Origin of the sequence: Methylobacterium brachythecii (assembly GCF_014196345.1) — a bacterium.
In the GTDB taxonomy this organism is placed as follows: domain Bacteria; phylum Pseudomonadota; class Alphaproteobacteria; order Rhizobiales; family Beijerinckiaceae; genus Methylobacterium; species Methylobacterium brachythecii.
Window position 1 is genome coordinate 1 of sequence record NZ_JACIDN010000006.1, and the last position, 17,272, is coordinate 17,272.

At 65.2% G+C, this 17,272-nt stretch carries 30 protein-coding genes; 29 read left to right on the top strand and 1 reads right to left on the bottom strand.

Translation table 11 applies throughout. The annotated features are described in order from the left end of the window. The 29 genes from GGR33_RS15975 to rplQ all read left to right on the top strand — a co-directional run. On the top strand, nt 1-447 hold a 447-nt coding region (locus GGR33_RS15975), incomplete at its 5' end, for an EF-Tu C-terminal domain-related protein (RefSeq protein WP_246413195.1). 82 nt (nt 448-529) lie between these two features. Then, on the top strand, nt 530-838 hold the full coding sequence (gene rpsJ, locus GGR33_RS15980; protein ID WP_147082408.1) for a 30S ribosomal protein S10: 309 nt from the start codon (nt 530-532) through the stop codon (nt 836-838). A 49-nt stretch (nt 839-887) separates the two neighbouring features. Next, nucleotides 888-1,628 carry a 50S ribosomal protein L3 gene (rplC, locus tag GGR33_RS15985; protein WP_183506993.1) on the top strand — a complete coding sequence of 247 codons (741 nt, stop codon included), beginning with the start codon at nt 888-890 and terminating at the stop codon, nt 1,626-1,628. Continuing rightward, complete coding sequence (rplD, locus tag GGR33_RS15990) at nt 1,628-2,248, top strand: 50S ribosomal protein L4 (protein WP_183506995.1); 621 nt, start codon at nt 1,628-1,630, stop codon at nt 2,246-2,248. The genes rplC and rplD overlap by 1 nt, the downstream gene beginning before the upstream one ends. Then, a complete protein-coding gene (locus GGR33_RS15995) occupies nt 2,245-2,541 on the top strand; it encodes a 50S ribosomal protein L23 (RefSeq protein ID WP_183506997.1) in 297 nt (98 codons plus the stop codon). The genes rplD and GGR33_RS15995 overlap by 4 nt, the downstream gene beginning before the upstream one ends. 26 nt (nt 2,542-2,567) lie before the next feature. Then, complete coding sequence (gene rplB / locus GGR33_RS16000; protein ID WP_183506999.1) at nt 2,568-3,404, top strand: 50S ribosomal protein L2; 837 nt, start codon at nt 2,568-2,570, stop codon at nt 3,402-3,404. A gap of 5 nt (nt 3,405-3,409) precedes the next feature. Next, nucleotides 3,410-3,688, top strand: a complete 279-nt coding sequence (rpsS, locus tag GGR33_RS16005) for a 30S ribosomal protein S19 (protein ID WP_147047086.1) — start codon at nt 3,410-3,412, stop codon at nt 3,686-3,688. A 1-nt stretch (nt 3,689) separates the two neighbouring features. Beyond that, nucleotides 3,690-4,073: a 50S ribosomal protein L22 gene (gene rplV, locus GGR33_RS16010; RefSeq protein ID WP_147047087.1), complete on the top strand. Its 384-nt coding sequence runs from the start codon at nt 3,690-3,692 to the stop codon at nt 4,071-4,073. A gap of 10 nt (nt 4,074-4,083) precedes the next feature. Continuing rightward, entirely contained in the window at nt 4,084-4,830 is a 747-nt protein-coding gene (gene rpsC, locus GGR33_RS16015; RefSeq protein ID WP_183507001.1) for a 30S ribosomal protein S3, read from the top strand. 34 nt (nt 4,831-4,864) lie between these two features. Further along, a complete protein-coding gene (rplP, locus tag GGR33_RS16020; RefSeq protein ID WP_183507003.1) occupies nt 4,865-5,278 on the top strand; it encodes a 50S ribosomal protein L16 in 414 nt (137 codons plus the stop codon). 14 nt (nt 5,279-5,292) lie between these two features. Next, on the top strand, nt 5,293-5,508 hold the full coding sequence (gene rpmC, locus GGR33_RS16025; RefSeq protein ID WP_183507005.1) for a 50S ribosomal protein L29: 216 nt from the start codon (nt 5,293-5,295) through the stop codon (nt 5,506-5,508). Nucleotides 5,509-5,521: 13 nt separating this feature from the next. Then, nucleotides 5,522-5,794, top strand: coding sequence for a 30S ribosomal protein S17 (gene rpsQ / locus GGR33_RS16030; RefSeq protein ID WP_183507007.1), 273 nt, complete (start codon nt 5,522-5,524; stop codon nt 5,792-5,794). Nucleotides 5,795-6,050: 256 nt separating this feature from the next. Beyond that, nucleotides 6,051-6,419 (top strand): 50S ribosomal protein L14, encoded by a 369-nt coding sequence (gene rplN, locus GGR33_RS16035; protein WP_147047092.1) that lies wholly within the window; start codon nt 6,051-6,053, stop codon nt 6,417-6,419. Beyond that, the gene (rplX, locus tag GGR33_RS16040; protein ID WP_147047093.1) at nt 6,419-6,736 is read left to right on the top strand and encodes a 50S ribosomal protein L24; all 318 of its coding nucleotides are present in this window, start codon (nt 6,419-6,421) and stop codon (nt 6,734-6,736) included. The genes rplN and rplX overlap by 1 nt, the downstream gene beginning before the upstream one ends. A gap of 112 nt (nt 6,737-6,848) precedes the next feature. Next, a complete protein-coding gene (gene rplE / locus GGR33_RS16045) occupies nt 6,849-7,379 on the top strand; it encodes a 50S ribosomal protein L5 (RefSeq protein WP_183507708.1) in 531 nt (176 codons plus the stop codon). Between the two features lie 38 nt (nt 7,380-7,417). Further along, entirely contained in the window at nt 7,418-7,723 is a 306-nt protein-coding gene (gene rpsN, locus GGR33_RS16050; RefSeq protein ID WP_183507009.1) for a 30S ribosomal protein S14, read from the top strand. A 12-nt stretch (nt 7,724-7,735) separates the two neighbouring features. After that, on the top strand, nt 7,736-8,131 hold the full coding sequence (rpsH, locus tag GGR33_RS16055; RefSeq protein WP_183507011.1) for a 30S ribosomal protein S8: 396 nt from the start codon (nt 7,736-7,738) through the stop codon (nt 8,129-8,131). 16 nt (nt 8,132-8,147) lie between these two features. Next, nucleotides 8,148-8,681 (top strand): 50S ribosomal protein L6, encoded by a 534-nt coding sequence (rplF, locus tag GGR33_RS16060; RefSeq protein WP_183507013.1) that lies wholly within the window; start codon nt 8,148-8,150, stop codon nt 8,679-8,681. 10 nt (nt 8,682-8,691) lie between these two features. Then, the gene (gene rplR / locus GGR33_RS16065; RefSeq protein WP_183507016.1) at nt 8,692-9,054 is read left to right on the top strand and encodes a 50S ribosomal protein L18; all 363 of its coding nucleotides are present in this window, start codon (nt 8,692-8,694) and stop codon (nt 9,052-9,054) included. A 127-nt stretch (nt 9,055-9,181) separates the two neighbouring features. Further along, the gene (gene rpsE, locus GGR33_RS16070) at nt 9,182-9,769 is read left to right on the top strand and encodes a 30S ribosomal protein S5 (RefSeq protein ID WP_183507018.1); all 588 of its coding nucleotides are present in this window, start codon (nt 9,182-9,184) and stop codon (nt 9,767-9,769) included. A 12-nt stretch (nt 9,770-9,781) separates the two neighbouring features. After that, nucleotides 9,782-9,973 carry a 50S ribosomal protein L30 gene (gene rpmD / locus GGR33_RS16075; RefSeq protein ID WP_147047099.1) on the top strand — a complete coding sequence of 64 codons (192 nt, stop codon included), beginning with the start codon at nt 9,782-9,784 and terminating at the stop codon, nt 9,971-9,973. A 10-nt stretch (nt 9,974-9,983) separates the two neighbouring features. Further along, on the top strand, nt 9,984-10,481 hold the full coding sequence (gene rplO, locus GGR33_RS16080) for a 50S ribosomal protein L15 (RefSeq protein WP_183507020.1): 498 nt from the start codon (nt 9,984-9,986) through the stop codon (nt 10,479-10,481). Between the two features lie 104 nt (nt 10,482-10,585). After that, nucleotides 10,586-11,932: a preprotein translocase subunit SecY gene (gene secY / locus GGR33_RS16085; protein ID WP_183507022.1), complete on the top strand. Its 1,347-nt coding sequence runs from the start codon at nt 10,586-10,588 to the stop codon at nt 11,930-11,932. A gap of 132 nt (nt 11,933-12,064) precedes the next feature. After that, entirely contained in the window at nt 12,065-12,667 is a 603-nt protein-coding gene (locus tag GGR33_RS16090) for an adenylate kinase (protein ID WP_183507023.1), read from the top strand. Between the two features lie 222 nt (nt 12,668-12,889). Then, nucleotides 12,890-13,258 (top strand): 30S ribosomal protein S13, encoded by a 369-nt coding sequence (gene rpsM, locus GGR33_RS16095; RefSeq protein WP_183507025.1) that lies wholly within the window; start codon nt 12,890-12,892, stop codon nt 13,256-13,258. 174 nt (nt 13,259-13,432) lie between these two features. Beyond that, nucleotides 13,433-13,822 (top strand): 30S ribosomal protein S11, encoded by a 390-nt coding sequence (rpsK, locus tag GGR33_RS16100; protein WP_109895534.1) that lies wholly within the window; start codon nt 13,433-13,435, stop codon nt 13,820-13,822. A gap of 23 nt (nt 13,823-13,845) precedes the next feature. Then, nucleotides 13,846-14,730 carry an MBL fold metallo-hydrolase gene (locus GGR33_RS16105; RefSeq protein ID WP_183507027.1) on the top strand — a complete coding sequence of 295 codons (885 nt, stop codon included), beginning with the start codon at nt 13,846-13,848 and terminating at the stop codon, nt 14,728-14,730. A gap of 93 nt (nt 14,731-14,823) precedes the next feature. Continuing rightward, nucleotides 14,824-15,843 carry a DNA-directed RNA polymerase subunit alpha gene (locus tag GGR33_RS16110; protein ID WP_284211563.1) on the top strand — a complete coding sequence of 340 codons (1,020 nt, stop codon included), beginning with the start codon at nt 14,824-14,826 and terminating at the stop codon, nt 15,841-15,843. A gap of 159 nt (nt 15,844-16,002) precedes the next feature. Continuing rightward, nucleotides 16,003-16,419 carry a 50S ribosomal protein L17 gene (gene rplQ, locus GGR33_RS16115; RefSeq protein ID WP_183507029.1) on the top strand — a complete coding sequence of 139 codons (417 nt, stop codon included), beginning with the start codon at nt 16,003-16,005 and terminating at the stop codon, nt 16,417-16,419. Nucleotides 16,420-16,514: 95 nt separating this feature from the next. Here rplQ and trmD read toward each other — a convergent pair whose 3' ends face one another. Further along, on the bottom strand, nt 16,515-17,222 hold the full coding sequence (gene trmD, locus GGR33_RS16120) for a tRNA (guanosine(37)-N1)-methyltransferase TrmD (protein WP_183507031.1): 708 nt from the start codon (nt 17,220-17,222) through the stop codon (nt 16,515-16,517). Nucleotides 17,223-17,272 lie beyond the last annotated feature (50 nt).

The window sequence follows — 17,272 nt, forward strand, 5'->3', positions numbered from 1 at the left end:
GGCATCCGCCCGACGGTGTCGACCACGGTCACCGGCGTCGAGATGTTCCGCAAGCTGCTCGACCAGGGTCAGGCCGGCGACAACGTCGGCGTGCTCCTGCGCGGCACCAAGCGCGAGGACGTCGAGCGCGGCCAGGTCGTGTGCAAGCCGGGTTCGGTGAAGCCGCACACCAAGTTCAAGGCCGAGGCCTACATCCTGACGAAGGAAGAGGGCGGCCGCCACACGCCGTTCTTCACCAACTACCGTCCGCAGTTCTACTTCCGCACCACGGACGTGACCGGCATCTGCACGCTGCCCGAGGGCACCGAGATGGTGATGCCGGGCGACAGCGTGACCATGGACGTGGCGCTGATCGTGCCGATCGCCATGGAAGAGAAGCTGCGCTTCGCCATCCGTGAAGGCGGCCGCACCGTCGGTGCAGGCGTCGTCGCCAGCATCCAAGAGTAAAGCCCCTTCAACCAAATCGACAGGGGACGTTGAGGGGCGGGCCCTCCCGCCCGCCCTTCACGTTTCCGCCGAGGTATAGGTTATGTCCGGTCAGAATATTCGCATTCGCCTGAAGGCGTTCGACCATCGCATCCTCGATGCGTCGACCAAGGAAATCGTCTCGACGGCCAAGCGCACTGGTGCGCAGATCCGTGGTCCGATTCCGCTTCCGACCCACATCGAGAAGTTTACCGTGAACCGTTCGCCCCACATCGACAAGAAGTCGCGCGAACAGTTCGAGATGCGCACGCATAAGCGAGTGCTCGATATTGTCGATCCGACCCCCCAGACCGTGGACGCGCTGATGAAGCTCGACCTCGCCGCTGGCGTGGACGTGGAAATCAAGCTCTAAGTCCCGCGGGATTTAGAGCTTCAGCGATCAACGCGCGAGGGAGAGACCTATGCGCTCAGGCGTCATTGCACGAAAGGTCGGCATGACCCGCGTCTTCACGGACGCAGGCGAGCACGTGCCGGTTACCGTGCTTCAAATCGATCAGTGCCAAGTCGTGGCACACCGCACAACCGAGAAGGATGGCTACGTCGCCCTCCAGGTCGGCGTCGGCAAGGCCAAGGTGAAGAATGTGTCGGCTGCCGAACGCGGCCGGTTCGCTGTCGCCAAGGTCGAGCCGAAGCAGAAGCTTGCCGAGTTCCGCGTCAGCGAGGACTCCGTGATCCCGGTCGGTGCCGAGATCACCGCGGACCACTTCATCCCAGGTCAGTTCGTCGACGTGACGGGCACGACCACGGGTAAGGGTTTCGCCGGTGGTATGAAGCGCTGGAACTTCGGTGGCTTGCGTGCCACCCACGGCGTGTCCGTCTCGCACCGTTCGATCGGTTCGACCGGTGGCCGCCAGGACCCGGGCAAGACCTTCAAGAACAAGAAGATGCCCGGTCACATGGGCGTCGAGCGTGTCACCACACAGAACCTCAAGGTCGTGCGCATCGATCCCGAGCGTGGCCTGGTCCTCGTCGAGGGCGCCGTTCCCGGCGTCGCCGGTGGCTGGATCCAGATCCGCGACGCGGTCAAACGCAAGCTGCCCGCCGAGGTGCCGCATCCGGGCAAGTTCCGTGAGAACGGTTCGAATGGTTCGGCTTCCAAGGAGGCGCCCGCTGAGGCGCCCGCAGCCGAGGAGAACGCGTGATGAAGCTCGATATCACCACGCTCGACGGGTCCTCCGCCGGCTCGGTCGAGCTCAACGAGGCCATCTTCGGCCTCGAGCCCCGCGCCGATCTTCTTCAGCGCATGGTTCGTTACCAGCTCGCCAAGCGGCGTGCTGGTACCCATGCCGTCAAGAACCGGTCAGACATCGATCGGTCGACCAAGAAGATCTACAAGCAGAAGGGCACCGGTAACGCCCGCCACGGCGCCGCCTCCGCTCCGCAGTTCCGCGGTGGTGGACGTGCGTTCGGTCCGGTGGTGCGCGACCACAGCCACGACCTGACCAAGAAGTTCCGTGCGCTGGCCCTGCGCCACGCCCTCTCGGCCAAGGCCAAGGCCTCGACCCTGATCATCGTCGACGACATCAAGGTCGACGACCACAAGACCAAGACCATGGTCGAGCGGCTGGGCAAGCTCGGCTGGTCGAGCGCCCTGATCATCGGCGGTGCCGAGGTCGACGAGAATTTCGGCCGCGCCGCCCGCGCCGTGCCGAAGATCGACGTCCTGCCCGTGCAGGGCATCAACGTCTACGACATCCTGCGCCGCGACACGCTCGTGCTGACGCGCGCGGCCGTCGATGCGCTGGAGGAGCGTTTCAAATGAGTGCCGATCCGCGCCACTACGACATCATCGTCTCCCCGGTCATCACCGAGAAGGCGACGAACCTCACCGAGCAGAACAAGGTCGTCTTCCGGGTCGCCCCGAAGGCTACCAAGCCGCAGATCAAGGAAGCGGTCGAGAAGCTGTTCGACGTCAAGGTGACCGGCGTGAACACGCTCGTCACCAAGGGCAAGAAGAAGTTCTTCCGCGGTCAACGCGGTCAGCGGTCCGACGTGAAGAAGGCGATCATCACCCTCGCCGAGGGTGACACGATCGACGTCACGACCGGCCTCTGAGAACGCGATAGTCTAGGATCAAGCCGATGGCCTTGAAGACATTCAAACCGGTCACGCCGAGCCTTCGCCAGCTCGTGCTCGTCGACCGCCGTGAGCTCTACAAGGGCAAGCCGGTGAAGAAGCTGACCGAGGGCAAGTCCTCCTCGGGCGGTCGCAATAATCTTGGCCGCATCACCGTGCGCTTCCGCGGCGGTGGTCACAAGCGCACCCTGCGCAACGTCGACTTCAAGCGTCGCGAGAACCTCGGCCAGACGGCGACCGTGGAGCGGATCGAGTACGATCCCAACCGCACCGCCTTCATCGCGCTGATCACGTTCGAGGACGGCAAGCAGGCCTACATCCTGGCCCCGCAGCGCCTCTCGGCCGGCGACAAGGTCGTGACCGGCGAGAACGTCGACATCAAGCCGGGCAATGCCGGTCCGATCGGCAGCATGCCGGTGGGCACCATCGTCCACAACATCGAGCTGAAGATCGGCAAGGGTGGCGCGATCGCTCGCTCGGCCGGCAACTACGCCCAGATCGTCGGACGCGACCAGGGCTACGTGACGCTGCGCCTCAACTCGGGCGAGCAGCGCCTCGTGCACGGCCAGTGCTTCGCGAGTGTCGGTGCGGTCTCGAACCCTGATCACATGAACATCTCGCTCGGCAAGGCCGGCCGTAACCGCTGGCTCGGCAAGCGTCCTCACAACCGCGGCGTGGCGATGAACCCCGTCGATCACCCGCATGGCGGCGGCGAGGGACGTACCTCGGGCGGCCGCAACCCGGTCACGCCCTGGGGCGTGCCCACCAAGGGGAAGAAGACCCGGTCCAACAAGCGGACCGACACCTTCATCCTGTCCAGCCGTCATAACCGTAAGAAGTAATCGCCATGGCACGCTCCCTCTGGAAGGGGCCGTTCGTCGACGGCTACCTCCTCAAGAAAGCCGACGCCGCCCGCGGCTCCAGCCGCAACGAGGTCGTCAAGATCTGGAGCCGCCGCTCCACGATCCTCCCGCAGTTCGTTGGCATCACCTTCGGTGTGCATAACGGACAGAAGCACATCCCGGTCTACGTCACCGAGGAAATGGTCGGTCACAAGTTCGGCGAGTTCTCGCCGACCCGCACCTTCCCCGGTCACGCGGCCGACAAGAAGGCGAAGAGGCGCTAAGATGGGCAAGGCTGCCACCCCCCGCGCGCTCCCCGAGAACGAGGCCAAGGCCGTTGCGCGCATGCTGCGTGTTTCGCCCCAGAAGCTGAACCTCGTGGCGCAGCTGATCCGCGGCAAGAAGGTCGATACGGCGCTCGCCGATCTTCAGTTCTCCCGCAAGCGTATCGCCGTCGAGGTCAAGAAGTGCCTCGAGAGCGCGATCGCCAACGCCGAGAACAACCACGACCTGGACGTGGACGACCTGGTCGTCTCCCAGGCCTTCGTGGGCAAGGCACTCGTGCTCAAGCGTTTCCACGCCCGTGCCCGCGGCCGCGGCGCGCGCATCCTGAAGCCCTTCGCGAACCTCACGATCGTGGTTCGCGAAGTGCGCGCTGAAGCGGCCTGAGGAGGATTCCATGGGTCAGAAAATCAATCCGATCGGCCTGCGTCTCGGCATCAACCGGACTTGGGATTCCCGCTGGTTCGCCGGCAAGGGCGAATACGCCAAGCTGATGCACGAGGACGTCGCCATCCGCGCCGCCCTCATGAAGCAGCTGAAGCAGGCCGCGGTCTCCAAGATCGTGATCGAGCGTCCGCACCGGAAGTGCCGCGTCACCATCCATTCGGGTCGCCCCGGTGTGGTGATCGGTAAGAAGGGCGCGGATATCGAGAAGCTGCGTAAGCTCGTCGGCTCGATGACCAAGGCCGACGTGACGATCAACATCGTCGAGGTGCGCAAGCCCGAGATCGACGCTACCCTGGTGGCCGACTCGATCGCTCAGCAACTCGAGCGCCGCGTCGCCTTCCGTCGCGCCATGAAGCGCGCCGTGCAGTCGGCGATGCGTCTCGGCGCCGAGGGCATCCGCATCAACTGCGCCGGCCGTCTCGGCGGTGCGGAGATCGCGCGCACGGAATGGTACCGCGAGGGCCGCGTTCCGCTGCACACGCTGCGGGCCGACGTCGATTATGGCGTCGCCACCGCGTTCACCACCTATGGGACCTGCGGCATCAAGGTCTGGGTGTTCAAGGGCGAGATCCTTGAGCACGACCCGATGGCCCAGGACAAGAAGGCCCAGGAAGAGGGCGGCCGCTCCGGCGGGCGTCGTGAGCGTGACGGTGACGACCGTGGTGGCCGCGGCCGCCGCGAGCCGTCTCACGCTTGATCGCCTGAGCCTGAGGAGAGTTTGAGAGGCTGCCATGCTGCAACCCAAGAAGACCAAGTTCCGTAAGCAGTTCAAGGGTCGCATCCATGGCGCGGCCAAGGGCGGGTTCGACCTGAACTTCGGCACGTTCGGCCTCAAGGCCGTCGAGCCGGAGCGCGTCACCGCCCGTCAGATCGAGGCGGCCCGCCGCGCGATCACCCGCGAGATGAAGCGCCAGGGCCGTGTCTGGATCCGGGTGTTCCCGGACGTTCCGGTCACCGCCAAGCCCACCGAGGTCCGCATGGGCTCCGGTAAGGGTGCTCCCGAGTACTGGGCGGCCCGCGTCCATCCGGGTCGTATCATGTTCGAAGTCGATGGCGTCGCCGAGACGGTTGCCCGCGAGGCTCTGCGCCTCGGAGCCGCCAAGCTTTCGGTGCGCACCCGCATCGTTGCCCGCATCGCCGACTGAGAGGGGAGGGGATCATGAAGTCGTCACAGAGACTGTCGGATCTGCGCGCCCTGTCGCCGGATCAACTGAGCGATGAGCTCGTCAACCTGAAGAAGGAGCAGTTCAACCTGCGCTTCCAGGGTGCCACGGGCCAGCTCGAGAACGTCGCCCGCGTCCGTGAGGTTCGCCGCGACATCGCCCGCGTCCGTACGCTTCAGCGTCAGAAGACGCTGGCGTCGGCGCAAGGCTAAGGAGTTCCAGACCATGCCGAAGCGCGTGCTGCAGGGCACTGTCATCAGCGACAAGACCGACAAGACCATCACGGTGAAGGTGGAGCGCCGCTACACCCACCCCGTGATGAAGAAGACCGTGCGTCGCTCGAAGCACTATCATGCTCACGACGAGAACAACGTCGCCAAGACCGGCCAGACGGTGTTCATCGAGGAGTCGCGCCCCTTCTCGAAGACTAAGACCTGGAAGCTGGTTGACGACCAGGCTGCCGCGGCGGAAGCCGCCGGTCAGGCGCCTGCCGCCTGAGCCTCAGGGCTGAACGGGAGGCGGATCGACGGAAGCCTCTTGCATCGACGGTCGGCACGTAGTATCGCGCCGACCTTCGCAGACATTCCGTGAGAGTGTTCGCACTTTCACATGACCGCGGTGACCGCGCCGGCGTTTCCAACGCCGATTGCGCGGTCCGTTACATTCGGGGACCTCAGATCCCCATCAGGCGTCGTCCGCCGGACAATACCGTCCGCGTGCGGATACCCGCCCGAAACAAGGAAAGGTCACTTCCGTGATCCAGATGCAGACGAATCTGGACGTCGCCGACAACTCTGGTGCGCGTCGTGTGATGTGCATCAAGGTACTCGGCGGGTCGAAGCGTAAATATGCCGGCGTCGGCGACATCATCGTCGTGTCCGTCAAGGAAGCGATTCCGCGCGGCCGCGTGAAGAAGGGCGACGTCATGAAGGCGGTCGTCGTTCGGACGGCCAAGGCCGTGAAGCGCGTCGACGGATCGGTGATCCGCTTCGACAAGAACGCCGCCGTTCTGATCAACAATCAGAAGGAGCCGGTCGGCACCCGTATCTTCGGACCCGTGCCGCGTGAGCTTCGCGCCCGCAATCACATGAAGATCATCTCGCTCGCTCCGGAGGTGCTGTGATGGCTGCGAAGATCAAGAAGGGCGACAAGGTCGTCGTTCTCACCGGCCGTGATGAGGGTCGCTCGGGTGAGGTGATTCAGGTGCTTCCGAAGGAGAACCGCGCGTTCGTTCGCGGCGTGAACCTGGTGAAGAAGCATCAGAAGCAGACGCAGAATCAGGAAGGCGGGATCATCTCCAAGGAAGCCGCCATCCATCTTTCCAACATCGCGATCGCCGACCCCAAGGACGGCAAGCCCACGCGCGTTGGTTTCCGTATTCTCGATGACGGCCGCAAGGTCCGCTTCGCCAAGCGCTCGGGGGATCTGATCGATGGCTGATGCCAAGAAGCCTGCAAAGGCTCCCAAGGACGCCGGCAAGGCGGACGAGGCCAAGACCGTGAAGGCGGCTGGCCCGAAGCGCGGCGCGAGCGCCGACGGCTACACCCCGCGGATGCGCAAGCATTACGACGAGGTCGTTCGCCAGAAGCTCATCGAGCAGTTCGGCTACAAGAACCCGATGGAAGTGCCGCAGATCGAAAAGATCGTCATCAACATGGGCGTCGGCGAATCCACCGCGGATTCGAAGAAGGCTACCGTTGCTGCCGGTGATCTGGCGCTCATCGCCGGCCAGAAGCCGGTCATCACCAAGGCCCGCAAGGCCATCGCGACCTTCAAGGTTCGCGAGGGCATGCCGATCGGCTGCAAGGTCACGCTCCGCAAGGCGCGTATGTACGAGTTCATGGATCGTCTGGTCACGATCGCGCTCCCGCGCGTCCGCGACTTCCGCGGTCTGAACCCGCGTTCCTTCGACGGCCGTGGCAACTACGCCATGGGCCTCAAGGAGCACCTCGTGTTCCCGGAAATCTCCTACGACAAGGCGGAGCAGACCTGGGGCATGGACATCGTCGTCCAGACGAGCGCCAAGACCGACGAAGAGGCCAAGGCCCTTCTCGCCCACTTCAAATTCCCGTTCCGGCAGTGAGCCCAAAGCTCATACGCGGACACCGGAGATAGATAGACATGGCTAAAACAAGCTCAGTCGAGAACAACAACCGGCGCAAGGCGCTGGTGAAGCGCTTCGCCGCCAAGCGGCAGGCGCTGCTGGCGATCGCGAACAACGAGGCGAACAGCATGGAGGAGCGCTTCGAGGCGCGCCTCAAGCTCGCCGAGCTGCCGCGCAACTCTTCGCCGACCCGCATTCGTAACCGTTGCGAAGTCACCGGGCGCCCCCGCGCCTTCTACCGCAAGCTCGGCCTGTCCCGAATTGCCCTGCGTGAGCTCGGCAACAAGGGCCTGATCCCGGGCCTCGTGAAGTCCAGCTGGTAAGGGGGAGCCACCATGGTCAACGATCCCGTGGGTGATATGCTCACCCGCATCCGCAACGGCCAGCTTCGCCGCCGCAGCGTCGTCCAGACGCCCGGATCGAAGCTCCGCAAGAGCGTTCTCGATGTCCTCAAGTCCGAGGGCTACATCCGCGACTACGCCGTGAGCGATCTCGGCAATGGTCGGACGGAATTCGCGATCGAGCTGAAGTACTACGATGGCCAGCCGGTCATCCGCTCGCTTCAGCGCGTGTCGAAGCCCGGTCGTCGCGTCTACTCGTCGGTTGGCGAGCTGCCGCGCGTGGCCGATGGCCTCGGCATCACCATCATCTCGACCCCGCAGGGCGTCATGGCCGATCACAATGCGCGCGAGCGCAATGTCGGCGGTGAAGTGCTCTGCAAAGTGTTCTGATCCGGAGGACAGCCGAATGTCTCGCGTAGGCAAGAAGCCCGTCCCCGTTCCGTCCGGCGTCACCGCCACGGTCACGGGTCAGACGGTGAAGATGAAGGGTTCGAAGGGCGAACTGGAATTCGTGGTGCCGTCGCAGGTTACCGTCGAGTTCAAGGACGGCGCCGTCTCGGTGCAGCCCAAGGACCAGTCGAAGCAGGCCCGTTCCCTGTGGGGCACCTCGCGTGCCCAGGTTGCCAACCTCGTCGAGGGTGTGTCGAAGGGTTTCGAGAAGAAGCTCGAGATCACCGGCGTCGGCTACCGTGCAGCGATGGCCGGCAAGGCCCTCAAGCTGTCGCTCGGCTACAGCCACGACATCGAATACGAGATCCCGGCCGGCATCACGATCGTGACGCCGAAGCCGACGGAGATCACCATCACGGGGATCAACCGTCAGCAGGTCGGTCAGGTCGCCGCCGAGATCCGCGACTATCGCGGTCCCGAGCCCTACAAGGGCAAGGGCGTGAAGTACGCGGGCGAGTTTATCTTCCGTAAGGAAGGCAAGAAGAAGTAAGGGGGCGAGAATGTCTTCAAAGAACGAAGCCCTCATCAAGCGCAAGGCGCGCGTGCGCCGCGCGCTTCGGGCAGCAGCAAACGGTCGGCCGCGTCTCTCGGTGTTCCGCTCGTCCAAGCAGATCTACGTCCAGGTCATCGACGACGCTGCCGGCAAGACGCTGGCCGCGGCTTCGAGCCTCGACAAGGATCTCAAGAAGGACCTGAAGACCGGCGCCGACAAGGCTGCGGCAGAGGCCGTCGGCAAGCTCGTCGCAGAGCGCGCCAAGGCTGCCGGTGTCTCCAAGGTCGTCTTCGACCGCTCGGGCTACATTTTCCACGGCCGCGTCAAGGCTCTCGCCGACGCAGCCCGCGAAGGCGGCCTCGAGTTCTGATTGATCCAGTGCCGGGCGGCAGCGCTGCCCGGCCTCGGTACGAGCCGCTGACTCTTAATCAGCGGGTTCGGGCCATCGAGCGAGCGGGTCGTTTCGGCCTGCGCCAGTGAGATGAATAGGACAAGACATGGCACGTGAACGTGAAGGCGGTGGCCGCGGCCGCCGCGAGGATCGCGAGGAGCGCGACAGCGAGTTCGTGGACAAGCTCGTCCACATCAACCGCGTCGCCAAGGTCGTGAAGGGTGGTCGTCGCTTCGGCTTCGCCGCTCTCGTCGTCGTCGGCGACCAGAAGGGCCGCGTTGGCTTCGGCCACGGCAAGGCCCGCGAGGTTCCCGAGGCGATCCGCAAGGCGACGGAAGCCGCCAAGCGTGGCCTGATCCGCGTGTCGCTGCGCGAGGGCCGCACCCTGCACCACGACGTCAATGGACGTCACGGCGCCGGCAAGGTCATCCTGCGCGCTGCGCCCCAGGGTACCGGCATCATCGCCGGCGGCCCAATGCGCGCCGTGTTCGAGACGCTCGGCATGCAGGACGTGGTGGCGAAGAGCCTCGGCTCCTCCAACCCCTACAATCTGGTCCGTGCGACATTCGATGCTCTCAAGAACGAGGATAGCCCCCGTTCCGTCGCCGCCCGTCGTGGCCTCAAGGTGTCCGCTCTGCAGTCGCGTCGCCGCGACGCCGATCCGAACGACACCTCCGAAGCCGCTGTTGCGTAAGGGGAGGGCAGAATGGCTACCAAGACTGTCCGCATCGAGCAGATCGGTTCGCCGATCCGCCGCGAGGCCTCTCAGCGCGCGACGCTGATCGGCCTGAAGTTGAATAAGCTGCACCGCGTGTCCGAGCTGGAGGATACTCCCTCCGTGCGCGGCATGATCCGCAAGGTTGCGCACCTCGTGCGCGTCCACGGCGACGTGGCTTGAGGAGGGCGCGATGAAGCTCAACGAGATCCACGACAACGAAGGCGCAACCAAGAACCGGATGCGCGTCGGCCGGGGCATCGGCTCTGGCAAGGGCAAGACCGCTGGACGCGGCGTGAAGGGCCAGAAGGCCCGTACCGGCGTGTCCATCAAGGGCTTCGAGGGCGGCCAGATGCCGTTGCATCGTCGCCTGCCGAAGCGCGGTTTCAACAACCTGTATTCGACCGACCTCAACGAGGTGAATCTCGGCCGGGTGCAGCAGGCGATCGACGCCGGCAAGCTCGACAAGGCCGCGACCGTGACGGTCGCGTCGCTGATTGAGGCTGGCATCATCAGCCGGGCTCGTGACGGCGTGAAGCTGCTCGGCGTCGGCGAACTGACGACCAAGCTCAGCTTCGAGGTCACCCGCGCTTCGAAGTCCGCCATCGAGGCGGTCGAGAAGGCCGGCGGATCGGTCACGACTACCTTCGCCGCAGGCGTCGCCCACCGGGCGACGGTTGCGTCGGCCTGAGCCAGCGCTTAAGTCGAAACATCTGAGCGGCGGCCCGTGCTACGCGCGTGGCCGCCGTCTCTGTTTCCAGATCCTCCGGACGGCATTCTTCGGGAACCCGTGACATGGCATCAGCCGCCGAGCAGCTTGCCGCCAATCTGAATTTCGGCGCGATCGCCAAGGCCGACGAGCTCAAAAAGCGTATCTGGTTCACGATCGGCGCGCTGATCGTGTTCCGGCTCGGCACCTACATCCCGATTCCCGGCATCGACCCCGAGCAGTTCGCCAAGAACTTCCAGAGCCAGGCCGGTGGCGTGCTCGGCATGTTCAACATGTTCTCCGGCGGTGCCGTCGAGCGCATGGCCGTCTTCGCGCTGAACATCATGCCGTACATCTCGGCCTCGATCATCGTTCAGCTGCTGACCTCCGTCGTGCCGACGCTGGAAGCCCTCAAGAAGGAGGGCGAATCCGGCCGCAAGGTCATCAACCAGTACACGCGCTACCTCACCGTGGTGCTGGCTCTGGTGCAGTCCTGGGGCATCGCCTTCGGCCTGCAGGGCTCGAACGCCGTCATCAATCCCGGCCCGTTCTTCATTCTTTCGACCGTCCTGACGCTGACCGGCGGCACGCTGTTCCTGATGTGGATCGGTGAGCAAATCACCTCGCGCGGCATTGGCAACGGCTCCTCGCTGATCATCTTCGCGGGCATCGTCGCCCACCTTCCGGCGGCGATCTTCGGCGCTCTGGAGCTGACCCGCACCGGCGCGCTCTCGCCGGCCCTGCTCCTCGGCGCCACTGTCGCCGCAGTGGGTCTCGTGTACTTCATCGTGTTTATGGAGCGGGCCCAGCGCCGGCTTCTGATCCAGTATCCTAAGCGGCAGGTCGGCAACCGCATGTACGAGGGCCAGACCTCGTTCCTGCCGCTGAAGCTCAACACCTCGGGCGTCATCCCGCCGATCTTCGCCTCGTCGCTCCTGCTGCTGCCGGCCACGGTGGCGAGCTTCTCGGCAAACCAGGGCTCGACGGGGATCCTCGGCACGCTGACAGCGTATATCGGGCACGGGCGTCCGCTCTACATGCTGCTCTACGCCGCGCTGATCATCTTCTTCACGTTCTTCTACACGGCCGTGGTCTTCAATCCGCAGGAGACCGCCGACAACCTGAAGAAGCATGGCGGCTTCATCCCGGGCCAGCGGCCCGGCGAGCGCACGGCGAGCTACATCGACAAGATCCTCACCCGGATCACGGTCATCGGCGCGCTCTACCTGACCTTCGTCTGCCTGGTGCCGGAGATCGTCGCTTCGCAGACCTCGGCCAGCCTCGGCTTCGGCGGCACATCGCTGCTGATCGTGGTCTCGGTGACCATGGATACGGTCGCCCAGATCCACGGGCACCTGATGGCGCACCAGTACGAGGGCTTGGTGAAGAAGGCCAAGCTGCGCGGCGCATCCACGACGCAGCGCCGCCGCTGAAGCCGGCGGCTCTCGGCCAAAGGTCTACCGGAAGGGGCGCACAAAAGGCGTTCCTTTCCGGCCATTCGATAGACTACCCTGCCTGATGGAATAACGAGCCCGCGAGGCGGGCCTGAGGAGGATCACGGCGCCATGCGGATCATTCTGCTCGGACCCCCTGGGGCAGGGAAGGGTACGCAATCCGAGCGAATCACGAAAGCCTACGGCATTCCCCAGCTCTCGACCGGTGACATGCTGCGCGCCGCCGTCGCGGCCGGCACGCCGGTCGGGCTGGAAGCCAAATCGATCATGGAGAGCGGCGGCCTGGTGCCGGACGCCGTCGTGGTCGGCATCGTCGCCGACCGCGTCGAAGAGGCCGATGCCGAGAACGGCTTCATCCTCGACGGTTTCCCGCGCACGGTCGAGCAGGCCATCGCCCTCGACGCGATGCTCAAGGAGAAACACCTCGAGCTAGACACCGTGGTCGAGTTCGTCGTGGACGAGAATGCCCTGGTCGGCCGCATCGCCAAGCGCGCCGAGGAGACCGCGGCACGCGGACAACCCGTGCGCAAGGACGACACGCCAGAGGTCTTCAAGTCTCGCTTCGAGGCATACAAGAAGCAGACGGCACCGCTGTCGAACTATTATGCCAGCCTCGGCCATTTGCAGACGATCGACGGCATGAAGCCGATCGACGAGGTGACGAAGGATCTCACGACGATCCTCGATCGCTACCGGCAGACCGTCACCTCCTGAGCCGAACGGCTCGGGAGCAGCCTTGACTCCCCGGGTGGCCTGCGCTAGGCGGGCCACCTTCGTCCAGACCGCGATCAGGTCCAGGGTGCCTCATTGAGGCTGCTCTTGGGCCGATTTGTCGTTACGGACCGAGACACTAGCATCCGCGCGCATGGGCCGGCCTCCACCGGACGCGTGCAAAATTCGTGGCTCGGGCTCAGCCCAGCCCAGATGGAGAAGACCTTGGCCCGTATCGCAGGCGTCAACATCCCGACCAACAAGCGCGTCGTCATCGCGCTTCAGTACATCCACGGCATCGGCTCCAAGAAGGCCGGCGAGATCACCGAGAAGGTCGGCATTCCAGCCGAGCGTCGCGTCAACGAGCTGACCGACGCCGAGGTTCTCCAGATCCGTGAGACGATCGACCGTGATTACCTCGTCGAGGGCGACCTCCGCCGCGACGTCTCGATGAACATCAAACGCCTGATGGATCTCGGCTGCTACCGTGGCCTGCGCCACCGCAAGCAGCTCCCGGTTCGCGGCCAGCGCACCCACACCAACGCCCGGACCCGCAAGGGCAAGGCGAAGCCCATCGCCGGCAAGAAGAAGTAATTCGGTTCCATCGGAGGCCGGGCATCGCGCGGCCTCCTTCGTTCGCACGGCGCGATCCGATCGCAACCGTGACCGTTCGAAACGTCCGCCATGGCGGCGTATTCGGTACCGAGAGACACGCAATCCCGAGCGCCTGGCATTACGGGCGCGCCTGAAGGAAGAGACTGAGAACAGATGGCTAAGGAACCGACCCGCGTCCGCCGGCGCGAACGCAAGAACATCGTGTCGGGCGTCGCCCACGTGAACGCCTCGTTCAACAACACGATGATCACCATCACCGACGCACAGGGCAACACGATCTCGTGGTCGTCGGCCGGCGCCATGGGCTTCAAGGGCTCGCGCAAGTCGACCCCGTACGCTGCCCAGGTCGCCGCCGAGGACGCAGCCCGCAAGGCTTCCGAGCACGGCATGCGCACCCTCGAGGTCGAGGTGTCCGGTCCGGGCTCCGGTCGTGAATCGGCCCTGCGCGCTCTCCAGGCCGCGGGCTTTACCGTGACCTCGATCCGCGACGTGACCTCGATCCCGCATAACGGCTGCCGCCCGCGCAAGCGTCGCCGCGTCTGAGCGAGGATCGGAAGGAGTCTCGCGTGTCGGACGGTTCGAAGCCGCTTCCCGGAGTGCTGCGTTGGAACCTCGGTGACCTCACGGTCACCGTGCTCAACGACGGCTGGTTCCAGGACTCGGCCGAGAACCTCGTCACCGGCATTCCCGCTGCGGACGCCGTCGGGCTTCAGAAGTCCGGTCACCGGCCTTCCGATCCGCGCGTCACGCTGAACGCCTTCCTGATCACGGGGCCGGGCCGCAAGCCGCTGTTGATCGATGCGGGCTACGGCCCGCTTTCTCCGGTCGATACGCTCGGCCGGGTTCCTGCGGCTCTGGCCACGACCGGTGTCACGCCGGCCGAGATCGAGACGGTGCTCGTCAGCCACCTGCATCCCGACCATATCGGCGGCCTGCTCGGGGATGACGGCAAGGCACGTTTCCCGAACGCGACCTTGGTGTTGCACGCCGACGAGGCCGCGCATTGGCTTCCCGATGCGGCGCTCGCCAAGGCACCGGACGGGGCCAAGCCGTATTTCGAGAACGCCCGCAAGGTGATCTCGGCCTACGAGGGCCGGGTTGTCGAACATCGGGGCGGCGAGGTCGCACCAGGGATCGTCGCCGTTCCGCTGCCCGGCCACACGCCGGGCCATACCGGTTTCCGGATCACGTCGGGCAGCCGGTCGCTGCTGATGTGGACCGACGTCGTCCACCTGCCGGCGATCCAGTTCGCCAAACCCGAGGCAGGGGTCGGCTTCGACGTCGATGGTGATCAGGCACGGGAGACGCGCAAGCGCATCCTCGCCGAGGTCGCCGACAACGGCACGCTGATCGCCGGATCTCATCTCGAGTTTCCGGCGCTCGGCTACGTGGCGCGCGATGGCGGTGGCTACCGCTTCGTGCCCGAGCTCTGGGTTTCAGGGCAGCAATAGTTTCAGGGACCGATCTCGACGCGGGGGCGCGTGGGGGTCGGCCGAAGCGTGATCCGGGACGCCGGACACGCGAGTACGACGAGAGGTAGGACCGTGGTCATTCAGAAGAACTGGCAAGAGCTCATCAAGCCGAACAAGCTGCAGGTTTCGGCCGGCGACGACCCGAAGCGGGTCGCCACCGTCGTGGCCGAGCCGCTCGAGCGCGGCTTCGGCACGACGCTCGGGAACTCGCTGCGCCGCGTGCTGCTGTCGTCCCTCCAGGGCGCCGCCGTGACCTCGGTGCAGATCGACGGCGTGCTGCACGAGTTCTCGTCGATCCCGGGCGTCCGTGAGGACGTCACCGACATCGTCCTGAACATCAAGACGATCGCCATCCGCTCGCAGACCGACCAGCCGAAGCGCATGACCCTGCGCAAGACCGGCCCGGGTCTCGTGACCGCCGGCGATATCGGTGCGATCGGCGACATCCAGATCCTGAACCCGGACCTCGTGCTCTGCACGCTCGACGACGGCGCTGAGATCCGCATGGAGTTCACGGTGGCCACCGGCAAGGGCTACGTCCCGGCTGAGCGCAATCGCCCCGAGGATGCGCCGATCGGCCTGATCCCGGTCGACGCCCTGTTCTCGCCCGTGACCAAGGTCAGCTACCGCGTCGAGACCACCCGCGAGGGCCAGGATCTCGACAAGGACAAGCTGACCATGACGGTCGAGACCAACGGCGCGATCTCGCCGGAGGATTCGCTGGCCTACGCTGCGCGCATCATCCAGGACCAGCTGCAGATCTTCGTGAACTTCGAGGAGCCCCGCAAGGAAGAGGCCGCGCCGCTCGCGCCGCAGCTCCCCTTCAACCCGGCTCTGCTCAAGAAGGTCGACGAACTCGAGTTGTCGGTGCGTTCGGCGAACTGCCTGAAGAACGACAACATCGTCTACATCGGCGACCTCATCCAGAAGTCCGAGGGCGAGATGCTTCGCACCCCGAACTTCGGCCGCAAGTCGCTCAACGAGATCAAGGAAGTGCTCGCCGGAATGGGCCTGCACCTCGGCATGGACATCCCCGGCTGGCCGCCGGAGAACATCGAAGATCTCGCCAAGCGCTTCGAAGAGCACTACTGAGCCGAAGCTGTCATCCCGGGGCCGCGATGCGGAACCCGGGATGACGTCCGGAGAAGAATCCCGCCGCGGGGTCAAGCGGATAACATCAGAAGGAGCCCCAATCGTGGGGCACTCGGCCGTACCGTGGCACGGCGGCCGTGAGAAAAAAGGATAGCCACCATGCGTCACGGATTTCGCGGTCGTCGCTTCAATCGCACCACCGAGCATCGTAAGGCCATGTTCGCGAACATGACCGCAGCGCTCATCAAGCACGAGCAGATCGTCACCACCCTGCCGAAGGCGAAGGACCTTCGTCCGGTCATGGAGAAGCTGATCTCGCTCGGCCGTATCGACAGCGTCCACACCCGTCGTCTCGCCATGGGCCAGATCCGTGACGCCGATATGGTCGTGAAGCTCTTCACGGTGCTCGGCCCGCGCTACACCTCGCGTCCGGGCGGCTACTGCCGGATCATGAAGGCCGGCTTCCGCAAGGGCGACAACGCCCCGCTTGCCGTCATCGAGTTCGTCGACCGTGACGTCGATGCCCGCGGCAAGGATTCCGGCCCGGTTCAGGGCGGCGAGGCAGAAGCGGCCTGAGCCGCGAACCTCAAAGGATGTTCGAAAAGGCGGCTCTCGGGCCGCCTTTTTTGTGTCTCCGATCCGGCGGGTGGCGGATCGTTGTGATCGGTCGCCTAATCCTTGCGGCGGGTCAGCAAGTCCGGCCGCCGCTCCCGCGTGAGCCGCTCGCTTTCCGCCTCCCGCCACTTCGCGATGGCGCCGTGATTGCCGCCATTGAGGATGTCGGGGATCGCGTGCCCCTCCCATTCGCGGGGCCGTGTGTATTGCGGATATTCGAGGCGCCCGGATTCGAAGCTCTCGTCTTCGCCCGATGCGACCTTGCCCATCACGCCGGGCAGCAGCCGCACGCAGGCATCGACGAGCACGAGGGCCGCGATCTCACCTCCGGACAGCACGTAGTCGCCGATGGACACCTCTTCGAGGCCGCGTGCGCTGATCACCCGTTCATCCACCCCCTCGAAGCGGCCGCAGACGATCACCGCACCGGGTCCGGTGCTCAACGCGCGGACCCGCGCCTGGCTCAGAGGTTTTCCGCGCGGAGACATCAGCAGGCGAGGACGGGGATCGTCGGGGGCGACGACCGCGTCGATGGCGGCGGCCAGCACGTCACAGCGCAGCACCATGCCGGCGCCGCCGCCAGCCGGCGTGTCGTCGACGCTGCGATGGCGTCCGATGCCGTGCTCACGGATCTGACGGGCCTCCAGCGCCCAGGTGCCACGCGTGAGCGCGTCGCCGGAGAGGGAGATCCCAAGCGGCCCGGGGAACATCTCTGGATAGAGCGTAAGGATGGTGGCGCGCCAGGGCGCAGGGTCGGTGGTCATGGCCTCCCATGGCGCGTCGCGCGGGCGGGCGTCAAATGTGCTCGCGGCAT

Bases quoted from the DNA above. Each gene is read 5' to 3' on its own strand.
- rpsS (WP_147047086.1), top strand. From the start codon at position 3,410: ATGGCACGCTCCCTCTGGAAGGGGCCGTTCGTCGACGGCTACCTCCTC.
- rpsJ (WP_147082408.1), top strand. From the start codon at position 530: ATGTCCGGTCAGAATATTCGCATTCGCCTGAAGGCGTTCGACCATCGC.
- GGR33_RS15995 (WP_183506997.1), top strand. From the start codon at position 2,245: ATGAGTGCCGATCCGCGCCACTACGACATCATCGTCTCCCCGGTCATC.
- rpsK (WP_109895534.1), top strand. From the start codon at position 13,433: ATGGCTAAGGAACCGACCCGCGTCCGCCGGCGCGAACGCAAGAACATC.
- rplQ (WP_183507029.1), top strand. From the start codon at position 16,003: ATGCGTCACGGATTTCGCGGTCGTCGCTTCAATCGCACCACCGAGCAT.
- rplR (WP_183507016.1), top strand. From the start codon at position 8,692: ATGTCTTCAAAGAACGAAGCCCTCATCAAGCGCAAGGCGCGCGTGCGC.
- rplO (WP_183507020.1), top strand. From the start codon at position 9,984: ATGAAGCTCAACGAGATCCACGACAACGAAGGCGCAACCAAGAACCGG.
- rplF (WP_183507013.1), top strand. From the start codon at position 8,148: ATGTCTCGCGTAGGCAAGAAGCCCGTCCCCGTTCCGTCCGGCGTCACC.
- rplP (WP_183507003.1), top strand. From the start codon at position 4,865: ATGCTGCAACCCAAGAAGACCAAGTTCCGTAAGCAGTTCAAGGGTCGC.
- rpsC (WP_183507001.1), top strand. From the start codon at position 4,084: ATGGGTCAGAAAATCAATCCGATCGGCCTGCGTCTCGGCATCAACCGG.
- rpsE (WP_183507018.1), top strand. From the start codon at position 9,182: ATGGCACGTGAACGTGAAGGCGGTGGCCGCGGCCGCCGCGAGGATCGC.
- rplE (WP_183507708.1), top strand. From the start codon at position 6,849: ATGCGCAAGCATTACGACGAGGTCGTTCGCCAGAAGCTCATCGAGCAG.
- rpsN (WP_183507009.1), top strand. From the start codon at position 7,418: ATGGCTAAAACAAGCTCAGTCGAGAACAACAACCGGCGCAAGGCGCTG.
- rpsQ (WP_183507007.1), top strand. From the start codon at position 5,522: ATGCCGAAGCGCGTGCTGCAGGGCACTGTCATCAGCGACAAGACCGAC.
- GGR33_RS16090 (WP_183507023.1), top strand. From the start codon at position 12,065: ATGCGGATCATTCTGCTCGGACCCCCTGGGGCAGGGAAGGGTACGCAA.
- rplX (WP_147047093.1), top strand. From the start codon at position 6,419: ATGGCTGCGAAGATCAAGAAGGGCGACAAGGTCGTCGTTCTCACCGGC.
- rplC (WP_183506993.1), top strand. From the start codon at position 888: ATGCGCTCAGGCGTCATTGCACGAAAGGTCGGCATGACCCGCGTCTTC.
- rplB (WP_183506999.1), top strand. From the start codon at position 2,568: ATGGCCTTGAAGACATTCAAACCGGTCACGCCGAGCCTTCGCCAGCTC.
- rpmD (WP_147047099.1), top strand. From the start codon at position 9,782: ATGGCTACCAAGACTGTCCGCATCGAGCAGATCGGTTCGCCGATCCGC.
- rplV (WP_147047087.1), top strand. From the start codon at position 3,690: ATGGGCAAGGCTGCCACCCCCCGCGCGCTCCCCGAGAACGAGGCCAAG.
- rpsH (WP_183507011.1), top strand. From the start codon at position 7,736: ATGGTCAACGATCCCGTGGGTGATATGCTCACCCGCATCCGCAACGGC.
- trmD (WP_183507031.1), bottom strand. From the start codon at position 17,222: ATGACCACCGACCCTGCGCCCTGGCGCGCCACCATCCTTACGCTCTAT.
- rpmC (WP_183507005.1), top strand. From the start codon at position 5,293: ATGAAGTCGTCACAGAGACTGTCGGATCTGCGCGCCCTGTCGCCGGAT.
- rplD (WP_183506995.1), top strand. From the start codon at position 1,628: ATGAAGCTCGATATCACCACGCTCGACGGGTCCTCCGCCGGCTCGGTC.
- secY (WP_183507022.1), top strand. From the start codon at position 10,586: ATGGCATCAGCCGCCGAGCAGCTTGCCGCCAATCTGAATTTCGGCGCG.